Annotated in this window: 15 protein-coding genes; 4 read left to right on the top strand and 11 right to left on the bottom strand. The window is 45.9% G+C overall.

Annotation, left to right across the window (positions count from 1 at the left end; all coding sequences use genetic code 11):
• Nucleotides 1-466 precede the first annotated feature (466 nt).
• The 8 genes from QT984_RS24205 to QT984_RS24240 all read right to left on the bottom strand — a co-directional run bounded on the left by QT984_RS24205 (nt 467) and on the right by QT984_RS24240 (nt 11930).
• On the bottom strand, nt 467-1705 hold the full coding sequence (locus QT984_RS24205; RefSeq protein WP_445243078.1) for an HhoA/HhoB/HtrA family serine endopeptidase: 1239 nt from the start codon (nt 1703-1705) through the stop codon (nt 467-469).
• Between the two features lie 942 nt (nt 1706-2647).
• Nucleotides 2648-3730 (bottom strand): AI-2E family transporter, encoded by a 1083-nt coding sequence (locus QT984_RS24210; protein ID WP_333057606.1) that lies wholly within the window; start codon nt 3728-3730, stop codon nt 2648-2650.
• Between the two features lie 260 nt (nt 3731-3990).
• A complete protein-coding gene (locus QT984_RS24215; protein ID WP_333312532.1) occupies nt 3991-5064 on the bottom strand; it encodes a D-alanine--D-alanine ligase family protein in 1074 nt (357 codons plus the stop codon).
• A gap of 197 nt (nt 5065-5261) precedes the next feature.
• Entirely contained in the window at nt 5262-6602 is a 1341-nt protein-coding gene (gene miaB, locus QT984_RS24220; RefSeq protein ID WP_333057608.1) for a tRNA (N6-isopentenyl adenosine(37)-C2)-methylthiotransferase MiaB, read from the bottom strand.
• Between the two features lie 196 nt (nt 6603-6798).
• Nucleotides 6799-7950 carry a DNA cytosine methyltransferase gene (locus tag QT984_RS24225; RefSeq protein WP_333312530.1) on the bottom strand — a complete coding sequence of 384 codons (1152 nt, stop codon included), beginning with the start codon at nt 7948-7950 and terminating at the stop codon, nt 6799-6801.
• Between the two features lie 101 nt (nt 7951-8051).
• A complete protein-coding gene (locus QT984_RS24230) occupies nt 8052-8480 on the bottom strand; it encodes a hypothetical protein (protein WP_333057610.1) in 429 nt (142 codons plus the stop codon).
• Between the two features lie 680 nt (nt 8481-9160).
• Nucleotides 9161-11164, bottom strand: a complete 2004-nt coding sequence (locus tag QT984_RS24235) for an FHA domain-containing protein (RefSeq protein ID WP_333375140.1) — start codon at nt 11162-11164, stop codon at nt 9161-9163.
• A 235-nt stretch (nt 11165-11399) separates the two neighbouring features.
• Nucleotides 11400-11930, bottom strand: a complete 531-nt coding sequence (locus QT984_RS24240; protein ID WP_333057612.1) for an FHA domain-containing protein — start codon at nt 11928-11930, stop codon at nt 11400-11402.
• A 274-nt stretch (nt 11931-12204) separates the two neighbouring features.
• Between QT984_RS24240 and QT984_RS24245 the strand changes: the two genes are divergently transcribed.
• A complete protein-coding gene (locus QT984_RS24245; protein WP_333057613.1) occupies nt 12205-12375 on the top strand; it encodes a hypothetical protein in 171 nt (56 codons plus the stop codon).
• A gap of 180 nt (nt 12376-12555) precedes the next feature.
• Here QT984_RS24245 and QT984_RS24250 read toward each other — a convergent pair whose 3' ends face one another.
• Nucleotides 12556-12786 (bottom strand): KGG domain-containing protein, encoded by a 231-nt coding sequence (locus QT984_RS24250; RefSeq protein ID WP_006631632.1) that lies wholly within the window; start codon nt 12784-12786, stop codon nt 12556-12558.
• A 459-nt stretch (nt 12787-13245) separates the two neighbouring features.
• On the bottom strand, nt 13246-13893 hold the full coding sequence (nfi, locus tag QT984_RS24255) for a deoxyribonuclease V (protein WP_333057614.1): 648 nt from the start codon (nt 13891-13893) through the stop codon (nt 13246-13248).
• Between the two features lie 660 nt (nt 13894-14553).
• Between nfi and QT984_RS24260 the strand changes: the two genes are divergently transcribed.
• The 3 genes from QT984_RS24260 (at nt 14554) to QT984_RS24270 (ending at nt 19645) form a co-directional block, all read left to right on the top strand.
• Complete coding sequence (locus QT984_RS24260; protein WP_333212729.1) at nt 14554-15378, top strand: prohibitin family protein; 825 nt, start codon at nt 14554-14556, stop codon at nt 15376-15378.
• Nucleotides 15379-15783: 405 nt separating this feature from the next.
• Complete coding sequence (locus QT984_RS24265) at nt 15784-18795, top strand: EAL domain-containing protein (protein WP_333375143.1); 3012 nt, start codon at nt 15784-15786, stop codon at nt 18793-18795.
• 133 nt (nt 18796-18928) lie between these two features.
• The gene (locus QT984_RS24270; RefSeq protein WP_333057618.1) at nt 18929-19645 is read left to right on the top strand and encodes a Uma2 family endonuclease; all 717 of its coding nucleotides are present in this window, start codon (nt 18929-18931) and stop codon (nt 19643-19645) included.
• Nucleotides 19646-19705: 60 nt separating this feature from the next.
• Here the strand turns inward: QT984_RS24270 and QT984_RS24275 are convergent, their stop codons facing one another.
• Complete coding sequence (locus QT984_RS24275) at nt 19706-21172, bottom strand: DUF1802 family protein (protein ID WP_333375145.1); 1467 nt, start codon at nt 21170-21172, stop codon at nt 19706-19708.
• Nucleotides 21173-21174: the final 2 nt, after the last annotated feature.

Here is a 21174-nt window from a genome sequence, read left to right on the forward strand (position 1 = left end):
GTCTACAGCGGCAAATTGCTGCTTTTTTCCGTATGCTTTGAATTCAAAAACTAGCATGACTTCGACCTCATCACGTTCTTCTTATGCTAACAGCACTAGCTTAATATCATCAAAGTGTTTACAAGACTTTACAGAGTTGTATCCTAAGTTGCAATCCTAATATCTAATGAAAGATACTGGGAAGCTAAAGCCTCCTTCTCCCTTTCATCCCCGGACTAAAGTCACGGGGTTTTCATGTTCGATTTCTATAAATTATGGTAACAATGAGTACCCCCCACATCCCGACGGGGGATTAAACCCCGTCTCACAGACCAAGCCGATTAAAACTCACCTCTTGCAGCATTCTCAAAAACGGGCTCTCCGGCCCGTTCCACAAGAGATTAATTTTCTTGTGGAACAGGCCGGAAAGCCTGTTCCTAAAAGGATTATTGACAATGGTGCAATATCTAAGTTTCAATCAACAATTCTACCGCTGCTGATCCGCTGGAAAAGCACCCGCTTTCACCGCCACAGTAACAGGTTGTCCGCCGCGGCTCAATTCAAGCTGCAGATCGCTGCCCACTGTACTTTTCTCGACAATTTGCTGTACGCTGCCAGCATCGCTGACTTCTGCACCATTGATTCTCTTGATCACATCGGCAACGCGAACTCCAGCTTGTGCCGCCGGAGAATTTCTCGCAACTCCCAAAACTAACACGCCTTTATCTTCAGTCAGCCTCAATTTGGTGTTGGGATTTTGATTAAATTCTCTCTTGATTGCGGGAGTAATGCTCAACATCCGAACGCCGAGATAAGGATGTTCGGCTTTTCCTACTGTTACTAATTGGTTGGCAATTTGTTGTGCTCGATCGATCGGAATAGCAAAACCCAATCCTTGAGCGCCTTGAATAATCGCCGTATTCATGCCGATAACTTGACCGCGCTGGTTCAGCAGCGGCCCACCAGAATTGCCGGGATTGATCGCAGCGTCGGTTTGAATAAAGCTGACGCGCTTGTCGGGAACACCGACATCGGCGCTAGAACGGCCTGTAGCGCTAATAATTCCCACAGTCACAGTATTGTCCAAACCGAGGGGATTGCCGATCGCGATCGCCCATTCTCCCGGCTGTAACTCTTCAGATTTGCCCAAACTCACCACAGGCAAATTGTTAGCTTCTATTTTAACAACAGCCACATCAGTAACTGTATCTACGCCTAAAACTTTGCCGACAAATTCGCGGCCATCCTTCAGTTTTACCGTCACCGTATCCGCGCCATTAACAACGTGAGCGTTAGTCAAAATGCGGCCATCTGAACCAAAAATAAAACCCGAACCTGAACCCCTTTCTACCCGATTTCCCGGCGCAATCGGAGATTCTGAACCGAAGAAGCGGCGGAATTGCTCGGGTATCTCATCTGGAACTTGGTTCGTCACCGTGCGAGACGAATTGATCCGCACCACTGCCGGCCCGACTTCCTGCACAACTTTACTGACAAAATTAGAGTCTTGAGAGGGAAGTATATTGGCAGGCAATGCTGAGATTGGCGCTGTAGTTGAAGGTTCAGCTTGAATGGCGTTAGAACTTCCAGGAACTTGAGAAGTTAGGGCGTTGCACCCAACAGTTGCGGTGGAACCGAGCAAAATGAGAGATAAAAAAGCCAGTTTTTTCGGCAAAGAAGAACGGCGAGAACGCACAGTTGTAGCAGGCATATTTTTAGTTGACATAGTATTGATTTGGTGGGAGTTAGAGGGAGAGTTATAATTAGGATTTTGCATTTTTAGCACCTACTGTAATTAAATTACAACTAAAGGTTCTTTAATTTTAATTCAAGCATTTATGAGTTCTGCTTGACTGGTGGGGTTTACCCTACAAGCTGGGGTAGAAACCGGACAGTCGCCGGCAAATTGTTTGTGGATTCGAGCTTTTGAGTGCGATCGAACTGGGTCGGCACTGGCGAATTGCTGTGTGAGTGCGATAATACAAACTACGGTAGCCAGCTCGCATATTCCGCATTTCTCGCGAACTTTTCACCAAAAAACTGGGTCTGAAGCCCCGTCCTTATAGGACGGCTTTACATTGAATTAAATCCCCTTTCGGGGTCGGAGAGGGAATTTTATGCAACCTCTCCGATTTTTGGGGAATGGTTGCCCCAAACTCCCATTTCTGGGGTAAAGTTAGCTTCGACAAGGTTATAAAGGCTTGCGCCGGCTAGCAGCACTGTCGAGCGTGACCTTAAGACTGTTTAACCACTAGCGACAGAGCAAGGGACTAGCTTCGCATCAAGCGGGTGTCGTGACCTAAATAACGTAGCTATTTAAAGCTTAGTCTGGTCAGAATGGCCTGTTAGATTTCTCTTTCAAGCCTCACGCCTTTAGGCTGAGGTTTCTGACAGGATTGATATCCGAAGTCAACAACAATCGTGCACTCAAAAAAACCAGGTTTCTACGCAAAATATTCGTTGTGAGCGATCGAGGTTAACGTAGAAACGGAGTTTTTGACCCCGCCTGCATCCATGAAGGACAGCAGTTAAAGCACCGGAAAGCCTCACCCTAAAGCAGGAAGTAAAAAACCTGTAAAGCCTCAAGCTAAAGTACCAACTAAACCTTAAGTCAAAATAGCCTGCAAAAACTCTCTTCAAATCTAAAATTTGAACCTAGGGAGGAATTTTATTGCTCCATCGGTTCAATGGAACTAACCGAATCGATTTCCCTCGACTTTTTCCTCGAACTTTCCAAAACATCAACAGTATTCTTAATAAAACCAGCCATCGGCACAGCAACTAACAAACCTGCTATTCCCGCCACCTTAACCCCCACCAGCAGCGCCACTAAAATCCACACAGGATTGAGACCGATAAAACCGCCTAATAACCGAGGAGCAACGCCACTTTCAATTATTTGCTGAATTACTGTAGCGACAGCTAAAACTGTGACTCCGAGCCAAAAGTTGTTTAATGTGATTAGCAAACTGACAATGCAAATACTGAAAGGTGCCCCGAAGGGAATCATAGTCATTACACCCACACCCAAACCGAACAGAAGTCCGAAGGGAACTCGCATAATTAAAAAAGCAACAGTGATAGACAGTCCCATCAAACCCGCCAAAGTTGCTTGCCCGACGAAGTAGTTGTGGAAGCTTCGCGCCAGCAACTCTCGCAATTGAAGGCTCAGCTTGGAGGGAAACCATTTAAATAATCCTTCCCATACGCGATCGCCGTGCAAGAGCAAGTAGAATGTCACGACTATGGTGAGGAGGAAATTCAACAGACTGTCTGCAGCACCCAAACCAAATCTGAGAATTTCGCCAGTGAGAGACTGCAATTGAAATGAAAGTCGATCGCTCAATTGGGTAGTCAAACCGCTAACATCAATGCGGAGATTGCGATTTTCCGCCCAATTGTGGAATGCTTCAATTTGTTCTGTGCCAGAAACTATCCAAGTCGGCAGTCGGGTGGCGAGCTCAGTGATTTGGTTTAGCAGAATGGGAGCCAGAGTGATAGCTAAAACCACCAATACCAGTAAAGTCAAAAACAATACCGATAAAACTGCTCGATCGCGCTTTAAGCCGTATCTGTGCAGAAAGCGCACGGGATAATCTAGCAAAAAAGACAGCACTGTAGCCACTACCAAAACTGTAATCAGGGCGCGAAAATATTCAAAGACTAGGAGGGCTAACCAGCAGTTGAGTACCGCTAGGGGAAATACCAGTCCGTAAGTCCACCACTGCTGCAGTTGAGTGAAACGTCTCATCTAAGTTAAGCGAGTTAAAATTTGAGATGCAAGATGTGAGATTGGCGCTGCTATTCGCCCTTCTTTCTTAACCACTTTATAGTGTATTTATTTATACCCGACTGCTGAAAATTTCCAGTTGCTCGACCCGCAGCGGAAATTGGGTTGCTGGCAGGCAGAGCCTGCCACAACTATGTTATATCGTTTCCGCTAGTATGGATATATTACCTGCGAAAATAATTTATTTTCAGTTGACCGGGCAGCGGTTTGCAAATCGCAATTCAACCTTTTTCCCCGTGCCTTTCGAGAGCTAATTGAATTAAACGGTCTACTAATTCAGGGAAAGAAATGCCGTCCGCTGCCCACATTTGCGGATACATACTGGTAGCTGTAAAGCCGGGAAAAGTGTTGATTTCGTTAATCAAAACTTCTCCGGTTGATTCAATGTAGAAAAAGTCTACTCGCGCTAAACCTGCAGCGTCTACAGCCAAAAATGCTTGCACTGCCATTTCTTGGATTTGCGAGACGATCGCACCGCTGACTTTTGCCGGGATTGAGCAGTCGGCTTGTCCCTGGGTATATTTAGTTTCGTAATCGTAGAAATCGCTTTGAAAAGTAATTTCTCCCACCGTTGAAGCTTGGGGATTATCGTTACCCAAAACTGCACATTCTAATTCTCTAGCAACCACACCCGCTTCGACAATTATCCGCCTATCGTAGCTGGCGGCGCTGTCGAGGGCTGCTTCTAATTCAGCGCGCGATCGAGCTTTAGAAATTCCCACAGACGAACCCAAATTGGCTGGTTTAACAAAGCAAGGATAGCCCAACTCTGCTTCAATTTTATCGCACAATTTGGGGAAAACGCAAGGATTAGACCAGATTTCGGAACGGTTGACAGCGACGTATTTTACCTGCGGCAAACCAGCCTGAGCAAAAGCCATTTTCATCGCAATTTTATCCATTCCCAGCGCCGAACCTAAAACGCCGGAACCGACAAAAGGAACTTGCAATAATTTCAGCAATCCTTGCACCGTACCGTCTTCACCGTTTGGCCCGTGCAAAACAGGGAACCAAACATCTACAGCATTAAAATTAGGAAACTGTCCAGAGGCGGGAGAATCATCTTCTGCTGTTTGTTCCTCTATTTCCAGAGGTTTTCCGGTGGCTAAGACTTCTTGAGGTAATGTTCCCGACAGCCAGCGGCCGTTTTTTTGGATATAAAAGGGCAGAACTTCGTATTTAGAGGCATTTTCCTCAGCAGCGAGGGCACGGGCGATCGCCCGCGCCGAACTAATAGAGACTTCGTGTTCGCCCGATCGCCCCCCGAACAATAGCCCGATCCGCATCATTGTCATTTTTCACTACTCCTAGGACTTTTCGACAAATATACACGCAGAGAGCGCAACTAAGGCACATACGAACCGCTTTAAGACTACTTATCTCCTCCCTTCCACTCTTCCTCTGTGTCCTCTGCGCTCTCTGCGGTAAAAAAAATCACATCTTCTTAGAAAAGTTCACAAGTAAGCCGTCCCCTATCTCATTCCGGTGCTATTTAAAGCATTTCCCCTGTCAAGCTAAAAGCGCGAATATCTGTAATTTTAACCCGCACAATTTTACCCGCCAATTCAGCAATATCGCCCTTAAAAAATGTGAGACGATTGCCGCGAGTGCGCCCCATCACCTGAGTTGGATCTTTGAGATTCTGGACTTCCACCAAAACCTCTTCAGTACGTCCGAAATAGCGCTGCGATCGTTCCATCGCCGTTGTTGTCACCACATGATTGATCCGTTGCAGGCGATCGGCTTTCACCTCCTCACTCAACTGATTTTCCCACAAAGCCGCCGGCGTCCCAGGGCGAGGCGAATAAGCCGCAGTATTCACCAAATCGAAACCAACATCTTCGATCAACTTCAAAGTCTTTTCAAACTGCGCTTCCGTCTCCCCAGGAAAGCCGACAATCGCATCCGCAGTAATCGAAGCATCCGGCATATAACGGCGAATTGTATCAATAATCCGGCGGTATTTTTCCTGAGTATAACCCCGCGACATCGCTTTCAAAATATCATTATCTCCCGACTGAAAAGGAATGTGAAAATGTTCGCAAACCTGCGGTAATTCAGCACAAGCCTTAATCAATCTTTCTGTAAAATAGCGCGGGTGGCTAGTAGCAAATCTGAGGCGATCGACACCAGGCACATCCTGCAAAAAATAAAGCAAATCCGTCAAAGTATGCTGGTTGCTGCCGTCCGGTTTTGTCCCCGGCAAATCGCGCCCGTAAGCATCAATATTTTGCCCCAACAAAGTTACTTCCTTGTAACCTTGACGGCCCAAATCCTCCATTTCCGCGCGAATTGCCTCCGGCATTCGCGACTGTTCAACCCCGCGAACATTCGGGACAACACAATAAGTGCAGCGTTCATTGCAGCCGTAAATTACATTCACCCAAGCAGTCACCTTGCTATCGCGGCGCGGCTTAGTAATATCCTCCATAATTTCAACAGCTTCAGTCGCCACGACTTGATTGCCCTCAAAAACTTGTTCCAGCAAATCTTCAAGTCGGTTAGCGTGTTGTGGCCCCATTACTAAGTCTAATTCCGGCACTCTCCGCAGCAGCGCTTCACCTTCCTGCTGCGCGACGCATCCAGCTACAATTAAAGTTAAACCCGGTTCTTGGCGCTTGCGATGAGCTTGCCTTCCGAGGTTAGAATAAACTCTTTGTTCGGCATTGTCGCGAATCGTGCAAGTATTGTAGAGAATCAAGCTAGCTTCGTTCGGGTCTTCCGAGAACTCAAAGCCCATATTTTCCAGAATGCCGGCCATCCGTTCCGAGTCGGCTTTATTCATCTGGCATCCGAAAGTAGTGATGTGATAGCGGCGGGGTTTAACGGTCATGGCGAATTGCAGGCAAATAAAAAATATAGGTTTTCAACCTTAACACTTTATTATAACACTTCTGCGTTAAACGACATACGTCTGGTAATTTGGAATTTTAGTATTTATAGGGTGTGCAATACGCCCCTTATCGCTACAAATATTTTTAGATCCCCCACAAAATCTGCGAAGTCGGGTATCTGGCTATTCTGTTTTTTTAGTGAGATAAAAATTGTAAAATTGTTTTGGCAATACCTTGTGCAGCCAAATAAGGAACCCCATTGCCAACAGTTTTAAACATATTAGTCAACGTCATCTTGGGCGGCAGTGCAAAATCTTTTGGCAGTGACTGAATAGCCAGTGTTTCTGCAACAGAAAGCCGGCGAAGTTTGTAAGGGTGCAAGTGAACTTCGTTATTGCCGTAACAAGCTGTTGGCGAATAACGCCATCGGTGCAATCGCTTGAAAGATTTTTTTGAATCATCTCCTTCATCAACGGAAGCAAACCGCTTAATGCCTGCTTTGGGTTGAAAATAGTGTTTGGCATTGGGATGGTTGAGAACGTCATTTTTTTGGAACCAAAATTCTACCGTTAAATCTTGGTGAATGCCATCAGGACAAGGCACGAAACCATCACCTGCAAAGGCTGTTCTATCAGGCCAAGGATGAGAAAAAATTTCTGATTTGGGATATAATACCTGACTTTGCCAAGGAAATAAACTTTCGGCTAACATTTGGCTTTTTTCCTCTAGGGAAATGCCCAGATTTCTGACAAGGTTTTTTCTAAATCCAATCAAAATAATTCTGTCTCTATCTTGCGGGACACCGTATTCTATCGCATTAATTAAACGTTCGGCAAAAACGTATCCCGAATCAGCCAACTGCTGTTTTAGTTCGTCGTAAAAAGATTTATGTTTTTTGGTTCTCCACAAACCTTTGACATTTTCAAATAAAAAGAAATCTGGTTGCTGCTGACAAATCAATTCAATGTATGAAGCTGAAAGTTGACCTTTATCTCCTTCCCCACCCCGGTTTTTGCCACCAATAGAAAAGTCAGGACAAGGCGGGCCCGCGATAAATCCTACAATATCGTGATGCTTGCGGGCATCCTGCATCAATTCCCGCAAATGAAGTGCTGGTTTTCCCTCTACCAGTCGAGTTACATCTGCTTCCTCTCCTTCGCAATATCCGTATTCTGGCTGTGGTAAATTCAGACACTGCCGAGAATAGCGGTATGCTTGCATGAAAGGTGGGAAAATTTCATTGACATACGCTACATTAAAGCCGATCGACTCAAAACCCAGATCGAGGAAGCCTGAACCTGAAAAAAATGAGAATATACAGGGGATGGGGAATTGGGAATTGGGCATGGGGAATTGGGCATGGGGAATTGGTAATTGACCGGGGCGGGTTTATGAGATTATTAATTTGAGGCGATTATTGTTGGTAAAAACCGCCGCTACAGCTATTATTAAAACCATTGGCCGCCTCGGAAACGCCAGTGGGGAAACAAAATCCGCATCAGTGTTTGCGACGCCAGATAAATAGCCAGCCACACTAAACTATAATGCAAAGCAAAAGCTCCCAAGTCAAAATCTTGTGCAGGTATCCCCGGCAAACCGATAACTTTGATTAAAAATAACACAAAAAGTGCTTCCCAAATTCCAGCGAGTAATTGAAACGCGCCGGGCCAATCTCTATCCCAGCGAAACTGCTGGATGTAGATATATAAGGCATCCCAGCCGATGCCAAAAATCGCTACATACCCTAATATCCAGAAAAAACTTGATCCTGATTGGGCGGTAATTAAACCCAGACAAAAGGGCAGCGTTACTAAAACGCCTACGGTTGTAAATAACAATAACCGAGTTTGCCAGCGACCGAATAAGGTGGGAGTCATGCGATTTTAGATTTTAGATTTTAGATTTTAGATTGAATGGGAAGGTTGTTCGATTTTAGATTTTGGATTTTAGATTTTAGATTGAATGGGAAGGTTGTTCGATTTTAGATTTTAGATTTTAGATTTTAGATTGAATGGGAAGGTTGTTAGATTTTAGATTTTAGATTTGAGATTTTAGATTGAATGGAAAGGTTGTTCGATTTTAGATTTTAGATTTTAGATTTTAGATTGAATGGGAAGGTTGCTCGATTTTAGATTTTAGATTTTAGATTTTAGATTGAATGGGAAGGTTGCTCGATTTTAGATTTTGGATTTGAGATGGAAGGCGAACTTCGTTTAAATCAGTTAAATCTCACATCTTTTACCATTTTTAAGAACAGGCAAGATGCCTGTTCCACAAAGAGTGAGTTTTCTTGTGGGGTGGGCATCCTGCCCGCCCGGAAAAAACCTGCCCGCCCGTAAAAAACTTATTGAAATAGTGCAATATCTCCGTTAAAATGACATCTTGCAGCAATATCAATAAGAGGATTTTTCGTGGGTCGGGCGGGTTTATAGAACCTATTTGCAAGCTTTAAGGCTGTTGGCGAACCCGCCCCTACGGCTAATTGAGAATAGTCCAATATCTCAGTTAAATCCATTAAATCCTGTACATTGCTTGTTGCCGCACTTCCTCCTTCAATTTAGTCAGGAGATTTATTAAAAACCCATTTCAACCACTGCACGAACGATCGCCAAACGCTCAATTTCCGCACACCCGGAGATCGGTTGGCTGCCAGACTTTCAACCGATCGCAAGGCAGCGTATTGCAAGCCCAAAAAACTATCTACGGGCGCGTAAGGCCCTCCTAAAGTAATCGCGCCGGCTGCGTATACACGGCCTTCTGTATTGCTAGCAGAAGAATTCCGCAATTCGGGCACTTCAAAATCGTTGTTAACACTCAGCCGGCCCAAACCGTTGAGGGGAAGATTATATTGAGCTACCAAATCGTTTAACAAGGGACTGGTTTTTACCTTAGCGTCCAAACCCGTAGCATCAATAATAAAATCAGCTTCTAACTTAATTTGCCCCTTGAGTTCCTTCTCCTGAATGTACGTTACTGTGCGGTTTTGACTGTCGCGCTCGACTCGCTCGACTTCGCCGAAGGTAATTTGATACCATCCTTGACTTAAACCTTCTTTGACAATCCGCCGCCAGTCGCTGCGCTGGGCTGTGGTAGTGCCGCCCCAGTCTGTGAGTAACTGCGGCCGCAATTCAGGGGCGGCTTGTTCCAAAAGTACGCGGAGTTCCCCGCCCCAGCAAGCTTTCGGCCAGTTGAAAGGTTGAAATTCGTAGTGATTTTCGACTTTTCGCTCAGCGAGTTTAAATTTGTTACCTTGAGGTTTGGGCGATCGCATCAAATGCAATACTTGAATGTTGCCGTTCCGCTGTCGCGCTTCGTAAATTCGCTGCACCACCCGCGAAGCCACAATTCCCCGGCCTCTAATTAACACGCTGCCGCCGCTGGCCTCCAATTTTTCGTAAACGCCGTCGTGCTTTTCGTAAGCGTTGACAACCGACTCAAAATCCTGGGTTTTTTCGCGGTAAGCTTGCAAGTCCGGCAAAAATTGAATGGCGGGATAGCCGGTGGCTAAGTGTACGTATTTGGCGATTAAAAAAGCGTGGTCGCGGTGATCCGCATTCGATCGAGAATAAGCGATCGCGTACCTGCCGTCATCTGTTTTGCGAATTCCCCGCACTCTACCGTAGCGAAACATCTGATTCCACCCAATTCGATCGACTTCCCTGTCAATAGAATCAAACACATTCGCCGCGCGAGGCGTATAAGTTTCGGCAAAAGTCGGTTCAGCAAACACCTGCCACATCAACTTCAACGACATCCCCAAACGCCCTTTGAGCAATTCCTGCCAAGCTTCCCGCAAAGCATAGGGAGGCCAGCCCCAAATGTTGTCTGGACAAGAGTCAGAATTCGATCGTAGGCGTTCCCGCAGCGGAATTTGAGAATTCAGGCACAGACGCAGGTAGCGGGCGTAAGGCTGGTTTTCCATGCCCAAAACCGCAATTCGATCGATTTTCACGCCGCAAATTCTCAGCAAATCCACCCAAATAAAGCTGCCTAAACCGCCACCAACGGCTGCCCAATCAACTTCTGTCACAGGGAGTCCCATAGATTGGAGCGATCGCATTGACACTTGAGAAGCGTGCAAAAATGCGATCGGCGGAAATTCTCCCCTACTACCTGTTTGAGAAACCTGCGACATTATTTGCGGCCCCAATGCCGGGTCTGGCCCATTGGTCTGCGGGTTAAAGAAAATGTGAGAATTGACCGACGGCGTTTCAGGGGAATTAACAGCAAAAGAAATGCCGATCGCGTAGGGCCCAACTTGCAGCATATCGCCGTTTGCCAGCACGCACCGGGTTTGGCGAATGCCGTTAACAAAAGTACCGTTGCGGCTACCCGTGTCAGTCAGTAAAATACTGTTACCTTCGGTGCCAATCACTGCATGAAAGCGAGAAACTTGACTGCTGCTGAGGGCAATTCGAGAAACTCGTTTCCCGTTGATTGTGGCGGGCATAGCTTCAAAAATTCGTCCCAAAGCGATGGGTAAGTCGAGTATGGGGGATCGACAATCCCCCGTAGCTGTATCTGTCCAAGTCAGTCGCAGGCGCAAGGGTTGAGAATTCATGATTATTTTTTAAACATCAGCCGTCGGCTTTGAGCTTTCTGCAAAAAAAGATTTTTGAAGTTGAGAGTGTTTAGCGGATAGCCTGAGTTTCCGTTTTTCTTAAATCTTGCACCATTGTCAAGAACGGGCTCTCCGGCCCATTCCACAATAGATGAATTTTCTTGTGGAACAGGCCGAAAAGCCTGTTCCTAAACAAGTAATTGAGAATGGTGCAACATCTGAGTTTTTCAAACTTTCACGGAGACAGCATCACACTCGCCGCCGCCGCCAAAGAAGTACCGCACCACGGACACCCCGCATTCAACTGTGCGTAAGGCGAAATTCGGCTGCACTTGGGACACTGCAAACCATATTTTGAAGGCCCCGTCGGCTGAAAGTTACCAGGTGCGGGAGGCCCAGACAGCAAAACTGTCTGCGGCGCGGCTACCTGCACCTCCGTGACATTCACCACCTCAATTTGCACTTGGCCTAAATGGATGTGGCTTCCCGATTTCAATTTTGCTTCGCCTCGGGCGAGAATTTTTCCATCTACCAGCGGCGGATTGCTTTCGCGCAAATTCCGCACTGCATACTCCTGCAATTCCTGATTAAAAAATATTTCAACGTGCAGCCCCGATACGCTGGGATGCGAAAATACTATATCGCACTTCGCCGGATCGCGCCCGATCCTCACGGTTCCCGGATTTTTGCTCGGCTGTCCGTTTTCAATTGTCTGAGTTTGGCGCACCCCAGCTTCTGTCCATGCTAAAGTGAGCTGGTTTGTCATGATTTTATAGTTAACTCAAAAATATAAAAAAATATTAACTGATTTATTTTGAGGACGGAGTTCCTCACCAAAAAACTTAATTATAATTATTGACCAAGAATTTCTTCATGTGGTACCCGCCACGTGATTTATCTCGCGCAAGTCAATCCAAAATCTAAAATCTAAAATCCTTGCGTCCCCCGAATTAATCTCGCGCAAGTCAATCCAAAATCTAAAATCTAAAATCTAAAATCGAATGACGCCGACTAGATCGCACTTCTAAAAATATTATTATGTGCAGCTATACAAAAAAGCCCTGACTTCGGGGCTTTTAGTGCTCGTATTGGCTTTTTTTGAGAGACTGAATCGCGCTTGTCAGCTTTTCTTTCCCGCAAAATTATTGACCGCAGTGCAGCTTGGTAAAAAAATTGCTGTTCAAGATTTGCCAGGGATTGCTAAAAAGTAATTCCTGGGGGGTTTTCACATTTGCGAGGCTGTGGTGCGCTAGTCACGAATTTTGGAGGTTGGACGATCGAACTACCTTGGTAACTTCGATCGCCCCCCCTCCTCAAACGTTTACTGTCCTAGTGCTATGTCTCACGCTGCAACTGTGCAATCTTTCATTACAGGGCAAGCCTTAAGAGACTTAAGCTTCGCTTTTGCGGCTTTTGCGACCGCCTTCGCGACCAATTTGAGCCATGTGTTCGCGATTTCTGCTGACAGCTTCGCCGCCTTTTTGGCCAGCTTGTCTGGCTTCTTCAGGGGTGAATTCGTGTGCAGTTCCTTTCTCGTGTGCAGCTTTTCCGCCTTTGCTAGCAATTGCGCGCTGTTTTTCTGCATCCATAGAAGCGAATCCGCGTTTGCTTTTCTCAGCCATGACTGTCTCCTTGTTTTTTTCTGATTTTTTAGCTCGATCGCGCCTTCGCCTCCCACTGTCATGGTTACTCCCAGCCAGTGGTGAGATATCCGACGGTAAATTATGAAACCTCATCAGACGAATCTAAGCTTTTGGTTTAACTCGCAGAATGAATATTTCATAACTTACAAATGTGAACTAAAAATAGTTCACGCCCGGGCACTATAGTTAGAGCCGCCAATTTTTTAAGCTGGTTACTGTCTTTCAATCATTCTATAAACCCCCCAACTTTTATACCTCTTTCTCAGGTATAGTCATTCTTTAGTTCGCTGGAAGGATGGAACCGAAAGCTGATTGGCAGTAGACTCAGAGGATTTTTCGACTTAACCGCGCCTCCTCAAAAACTAAAAGTCCCAAGACGGATGCTTTTTTGGTCTTTTTACTTTTTTTTTTGAGCCATTCCGCGCTTGCCACCGATCCCTATGTTAGTTGGTCTGCCGATCGAGTGGTTTCTGGCAAGCGATATTTTGGGGCGCAGCGCAGGACGTACTCGATCGCACTTATCAAGTTTACCTTATGACCTATCGAAACATACATCGGCTTTACCCCTGTTTGCGTTCTTAGCGCTGCGCCTACCGTTGATCCCTCTAGCAGCAAGGGTTGCCAACTGCCCCGGTCGAGTCCGACTTCGGAATGTTCTCCCATAAATCGATTTTTGGCAACTCCGATCGTGGGAATCCCTGTCAAAACCCCCAAATGGCACGCCAGACCGAATCGGCGGGGATGGGCTAGTCCTTGACCGTCGCACAATATCAAGTCTGGCCTCAAACTGATATTTTCCAACGCATCAAGGACTGCCGGCACTTCTCGAAAAGACAGGAAACCCGGAAGGTAAGGAAAAGTTGTAGGACTGCGAACCACAGCTTGCTGCTGCAATTGCAAGTCGGGAAAGCTCAGAACTGTTACAGCGGCCCGCGATACATCGTTTGCACTGTCGTAGCCGACATCTACACCGGCGACGTACCGAACTGTGTCCAGTTGATTTTGGGTAATTACCTCTGACCGAAGCTGTTCTTGAATGGCGATCGCCTCTTCAATTGTCTGCGGCCAAGGGTGTCGCTGCAACATTTTGATTTTTCTTCAACCGTTCTCATCTAAGCTTAACTTATTTTCGGGCATTTTTAAACTCGGATTTTTATCGTTTGTAGCTATAAATTCCCAACTTGCCCAAGCAGTCTTTTTTCTACTCAGGAGGGTTTAGCAAGTCGGGCCGATGCCAATTCTACAAATAGAGTCTGTACGTCGCAGATGGAAATTCTATCTTTCCTGGCTTGCAGCAACCCGCAAAGGTTTTTGTGGCACGCACCTGCCATTTACCATTAAAATTTACCCAAAAATTAGCTGTTCAATTCTGATTTTTTAGCTTTCTAGAAAGCTTTGTCTTTCCGATCGCCCTTTTATCGCTTCTCAAAGAGCGATCGAGCTATCTATTTACTTCTGCTATATCTAAAAAAATCCTCTTTGTCAAGACGATTGAAACATTTATTCATCAACAATTTCAGCTAGGTACAAATGCCATTGTTCATACCAGAGCCTCAATGTAACGGCAATCTCATATCTTTTTGATTTAAAAAGCTTTCCGACGCTCAAAATCCTATGACTTTTATGAAAAAAATAAAGAAATTTATGAGTTGTTGCACCATTAACCGGAAGTTATAATCTTAGATAAGAGCGAATAGACAACTAACATCCAGTAAAACAACTTAGCTGAATTAACATATGAAAACCATGCAAAGTGTTCAGTACAACCTAGCTCTCTACATCGTCGGTGGCATCGTCTTCATCATCGCCGCCTTAATTTTAAGACCTTTTGCCCTCGTCGGCCCAGGGGAACGGGGCGTTATGATGCGCTTCGGGAAAGTTCAAGACGCGATTTTAGATGAAGGCATCCACCCGATTTTACCGATCTTCACCTCTGTAAAAACTCTCAGCGTGCGGGTACAAAAAACCGATTTGAAAGCAGATGCAGCATCCAAAGATTTGCAAAGCATTACTACAGATTTGGCAGTCAACTGGAATGTTGACCCCGCCAAAGTTAATCAAGTTTTTCAACAAATAGGAGACGAAGAACAAATTGTTACCAGCATTCTGAGTCCGGCAATTTCGGAAGTTCTCAAAGCAGCAACTTCTAAAAAAACCGCAGAAGAAATTATTACTAAGCGCACAGAACTCAAAACAGAAATCGACAACAGCCTCAAAAAGCGTTTGGAACCTTACGGCGTCATCGTCAGAGATGTTTCTTTAATAAATTTTGGCTTTTCTCCCGAATTTAGCAAAGCCATCGAATCCAAACAAATAGCCGAACAAGAAGCTAAACAAGCAGAATTTACAGTTCAAAAAGCCACCCAAGATGCTCAAGCTGAAATTAACCGTGCTAAAGGTAAAGCCGAAGCTCAACGCTTGCAGCGGCAAACATTAACAGCCGAAATTTTGCAGCAGCAAGCTATTGAAAAATGGAACGGCCAGTTTCCGACAGTAATGGGAGGAGGCGGAACTTTGCCATTAATTAATATTGCGCCACCGACTTCTCAAGCCGCAACTCCTGCTAAATAAGCTGCTGCCGATCGTGATTGCCGGGGCGCGGGGAGAAGGGGAGAAGGGGGGAGGGGGAGAGAGTCTGAGGGGGGGAAGAATAGAGGGTTTTTCACTGCGGATGTGAAGATGTGCTTTTTTAAATGCCGAACAGCAAGCGTATAAAATACAACTAACAACTAACGTGAAATCCCGCTTAGGATCGCGAATTAAATAACTTACAATTTTAATTGTTATTGTGGGATGGGCGTCCCGCCCGTCCAAAACGGACGGGCGGGACGCCCATCCCACTTTCAAGAGTGGAAGTTATTTAATTCTCATTCCTTACTTAAATGCGAAGATACAATTTACGTTGCGCGAGTCCTGAAAAACGTTAGAGTAAGAAACAACTCGGAAATTGTAAAGGTTTGCTTGAAAGTTCGGCTGATGGGAGATCGGGAGAACCAGTCAATTTCTAATTTAGGTGAAGTGGGGAGTGCCGACGATCGCCATACTGCATCAGAAGCACTGTGGCCGCGCGATCGAGCCCTGGCCGCTACTAGCTGCGGCATTGTCATTGCTGACGCCAATGCACCAGATTGTCCCATAATTTATTGCAATCCGGCCTTTGAACGGATGACGGGTTACTGCGCCAGTGAAATCTTGGGGCGTAATTGCCGATTTTTGCAAGGCCCGGATACCGATCGAACTACCGTAGCTAAAATCCGCGAGGCCTTGCGCCAAGGTCGAGAAATCCAGACACCAATTAAAAATTACCGCAAAGACGGCACTCCTTTTTGGAGCAAATTATCGCTATCTCCCGTGCGAGACGACAACGCTAATTTGACTCACTTTGTAGGAGTTCAATCTGACTTGGCGGAACCAATATGTGAAGTGCAGCAAGCATTGCAGCAAGCTAACGACCAACTGCAAACGATTTTGGAAGCAGTTCCGGGAACAGTATCTTGGATTAGCTCGGATTTGCGCTATTTGGGGGTTAACCAGCACTTAGCCAAACTGCATGGTTTGCCGCCGTCGGCTTTTGTCGGTCAAGATATTGGTTTTCTGGGCGCTAGCTCGGATTTTAACTCTTTTGTGGTGGAGTTTTTTGCCGATGACGCTACGGAAGCGGTTAAAGAACTCAACGTTAAGGTACAAACCGACGGAGGAGAGTCGGAGGGATACTATTTGATTGTGGCTCAAAAGTACGATCGGGGCAAAGCAGCTTGTCTGGTCGGCATTGACATTACCGAGCGCAAGCGGGCAGAAGAAGCTCTGGTGCTGACTCGCAAGGCGGTGGAAAGTTCGAGTGACGCGATCGGCATCAGCGATGCCAACGGCACTCACATCTATCAAAATCAAGCGTTTTCTCAGCTATTTGAGTGGGACACGGCAGAGGAATTTAAACTCGCCGGAGGTATACCGGCAGTTTTTGCTGACCCCGCAGTCGCTAGGGAGGTACTCGACACGATCGCCCAAGGTTATTCTTGGTTTGGTGAAATTACCAACCGCACTAAAAGCGGTGAAACTTTGCAAGTGTTGCTGCGGGCCGATGCTATTAAAGACCCTACAGGGAAAATTGTCGGTCTGATTTACATGAATACCGATATTACCGATCGCAAGCGCACCGAACAAGAGCTGCGGCAAAGCGAGAAGCGCTTTCGATCGTTGATTGAAAATGCTAGAGACATTATTGTGATTCTCGACGATAAAGGCTTTTGCCGCTATGTATCTCCTTCCCTAGAGCGGATTTTGGGCTACCCGACGGCGGAAGTCCTGGGCCGGTCTATTTTTGACTTGATTCACCCTGACGAATTGCTGATAGTGGATCAAGTTTTCAAAGGTGTCATGCAAATGCCCAAAGTTAGCCTGGGCATGGCGGAATACCGAGTGAAACACAAGGATGGTTCCTGGTGCGTGTTGGAAGCGGTGGCGACGAATTTGCTCGAGGAACCTTCGGTGCGGGGAATTGTGGTCAACTGTCACGACGTGACTGAACGCAAGGTGGCTGAAGAACAATTGTTGCACGATGCTTTGCACGATGCGCTGACGGAGTTGCCCAACCGTGCTTTGTTGACTGACAGGTTGGGCCAAGCTTTTGCCCGCGCCCAACGGCACCCAACCTATCAGTTTGCGGTGCTGTTTCTGGATTTGGACAGGTTTAAGGTGATTAATGACAGTCAGGGACACCGCACGGGCGATCGACTGTTGGTGGCTGTGGCTCGCCGTCTCTTGACTTGTTTGCGGCCAGGCGATACGGTGGCTCGTCTGGGGGGAGATGAGTTTGTGATTTTGCTGGAGGAAATTCACGGTGTTGATGAGGCGATCGCCCAAGCAAAGGCAATTCTCAAGACGATCGAACGACCGCTTTATTTGGAAGGTAATAAAGTTTTAATTACTGCTAGCATCGGCATTGCTTTGAGTACCGACAAATATCAGTGGCCGGGAGATATTTTGCGCGATGCTGATATTGCAATGTACCGCGCCAAAGCTCTCGGTAAAGCTCGCTACGAAGTTTTTACCAGTGCGATGCACACTCAAGCTGTGGCTTTGATGCACTTGGAACACGATTTACGGGAGTCGGTTGAAGAACTAAATTTGAAATATTCGATAGTGGATTTCGCCTGTGGGACGGCGGCGGAAAACTCGCCGATGAGTGAAATCGATCGGAAATTGGAGCGTCCGAAGTCGCAATTGCCTACTTTAAAATTGGAATGTCCTTTTACTGTTTATTATCAGCCGATCGTTTGTTTGAAAACTGGCTCTGTTATCGGATTTGAGGCGCTGGTGCGCTGGCTGCACCCGGAACGTGGTTTAGTTTCCCCGATGGAATTTATTGCGATGGCGGAGGAAACTGGGTTAATTATGCCTTTGGGTTTGTGGGTTTTGAACGAAAGCTGCCGCCAAATTATTCAGTGGCAGAGTTTGAATTTACCTGTGGGAAATTCGCGGCTGACTGTAGCAGTAAATCTCTCCGGGAGGCAGTTTTCAGAACCGGAATCCATCGAGCAAATTAAGCAAGTTTTGCAGGAAACGGGTGTTGATGCTCGCTGTTTGAAGTTGGAGATTACTGAGAGTGTGGTGATGGAAGATGGGGAAGCGGCGGCGGCGATGCTTTCGCAGTTGAGAGATTTGGGGATTGATTTGTGCATTGATGATTTTGGCACTGGTTATTCGTCTCTGAGTTATTTGCACAGGTTCCCGATTAATATTTTGAAGGTCGATCGCTCTTTTGTCAGCCGCGTCGGGGAAATGGGCGAAAATTTGGAAATCGTGCGGGCGATCGTCATGCTGGCCCGCAGTTTGGGGATGGAGGTAGTGGCAGAAGGTGTCGAAACCGCCGTCCAATTGGCTCAAATGCGGGCGATCGGCTGCGAGTACGGTCAGGGGTACTTTTTCTCTAAACCTCTCGACAGCGAGGCAGCTACAGCCTTGTTGAGGCGATCGCCCAAATGGTGAACTGAACTAAATATTTAACCGGATCAAATTGCTTGATTGTCAATAAGGGCGATCGATCTTTTCGTACTCAATGCCTTGAGTGTTAAAATCAAAATTGAGTATAATAGAAAACTATCGAGATAGGTAAAAATATATGTCTCAATCTGTTGTGCCAGCAGTCGAAGAAAAACAGATCGATACTTCCCCGACATTAACTTTTGAAGAGTACAGAGTTTATCAAAGCAATGACGATGTACAATATGAATTGTACAAAGGCAAATTAATACCGATGGCAACGGCTAGCGCATTACATACAAGCATCTGCGAATTTTGGGTTTATAAATTGCAGCGTTACCTAGCGGAACATAATCTGGATTTAGTCGTAAAAACTTCTGTGGGAGTCAGAACAGAAGATGCTACATCCCGCATTCCCGATGTAGTTGTTTGCACAGAAAGTTTGTGGCAACAAGTTCTTGCCAGACCCGGTTCTGGCATCTTAGACTTGAGCGAAACACCTTTATTTGTAGTAGAAGTAGTGAGCCAAGATCGGCGAGCAGATTATGTAGTTAAACGAGGAGAGTACGAACTAGCTAACGTGCCGGAATATGTGATTGTTGACCCAACAGAAAATAGACAGCGGGTGCGAGTTGCGGCATTTCCCGAAGGTGAAGAAAGTTATGCACAGATAGATTATTTGCCGGGAGATGACATGGTATCTGTAGTATTTCCAAATCTGAGATTATCAGTCAATGAAATATTATATCCCCCATTGGTAGAAGGGTTAATTAAGGCAGAACAAGCTCAATTGCAGAAAGCTGAAAGGTTGGCGGCGAGGTTGCGGGAATTGGGCGTAGATCCTGATGCTGTGTAGGAAATTGGATGAAGTACGCGCGAGCGAAGCTATCCCCCAGGGAATCGCCCTTGACGTATCTCAATCATCTAGTGGCAAGTCGCGCAGGAAATAAAAGCGATCGCGCCCTAAATCTTGGCCTTTAATTCGCCCTAAGTAACCCGTCAAAGGTGAGGAAAGTTCTATTAAAATTTGGTGCATTTCTTCATATGTTAAAGGTTGGGGCGACATAGAAAAGGCATAAGCACCGTGAAGCTGATTAAATTCAACGCTTGTTGATTTTGTTCTTTCCAAAAAGTCTTTGACTAGCTGAACTATGTGCGATCGCACTTTAAGCTTTTCCCGCACCTCGTCAATATAGCGATTAACCTTAGCATCGGCTTCCTCACCAAACGGCTGTTGTTCCAAACAAGGTTTTAACTGTAATAAATCGATCGAACCTGGTTGCTTAGCTTTCAATTCAACTAATCTTTGCAATGTTTCCGGGCGAATTACATTCATTTTACTACCAATAGCTGCTTGATTAGCTGGATTAGTTAAAGGCCCAGCCGCCAAAATAATTTTAACCGATCGCTCGAACTTATCTTGACCCAAGTGAGTCAAGCCTAAATGAACCAATTGAGCGGTGACACTATTAGGTACACTTTCATGTTTGCTAGCTTTGCACTCTCCCGCTACTGGATAGGGAGTCTCGCAATAAAAGTCTAAACCACCAGCGCCGCCTGTTGATTCTGGATTGAGACTAGCTTTCGGATTGGTGTTAGAATTGGCAAATCCTAGCTTGATAAAACTTTTGCGGACTAACTTTTCAAATGTATTACCATCGCTAGAATTGCCAATTTGTGCGATCGCACTTATCCATGCTAAATCCGGGTCTGGTTGTGTTGTGGGTAATTTTTCCGACCAACCTAGAAACATTTTGATTTCTGCGTCTAGTTGTTTGGCTTTTGGGTTGGTGGTGGATAAATGCACTAATGCACTTTGCAACTTTTCCAATTCTGGATGTTCTGGCGGCTCTAGTTTTTCCAGCTTTTGACGGCGTTTGGCAAAGATTGAGTCGCTCAACACTGGCGTTGAATCAGTAACATTTAGGGATTTTGGCAAAGATACAAAATTGCCGCTGGGATGCACAGACATTTCCAGCGGCTGAGGTAGCAGATAAACGCGAAGATGAGTTAGAAAAATATTACGTCGTTGCAGGAGAGTTTGCTGTAATGCCTCTGTTGTCCAGACTGTTAACTGCGACACAGCCTCTAATGATTCTGGATCGTTTAGCATTTGACACACTTCGCACCTAGCCCAAGCTTTGATCGAAACTTTATCTAAAACTACCAGGGGGAGTTCTAATTGCCCTGACTCTGAAAACAAGCTCATTTGCTTAGGTTTTATCAAGGACATATTAGAATTATCGGTTGGATACAAAGCAAATGTACGCCCCGGATTTAGAAACATCCGAGGCATAGCTGCAATCATTCGTCCTTCGATTAAAGCTTCAATATCTGGATTTGGTAAAGCCAGAGCTGTTTGAAGCAAAATTAATTTGTTCATGG

The organism is Microcoleus sp. Z1_B2, from assembly GCF_036700325.1.
Classification (GTDB): Bacteria; Cyanobacteriota; Cyanobacteriia; order Cyanobacteriales; family Microcoleaceae; genus Microcoleus.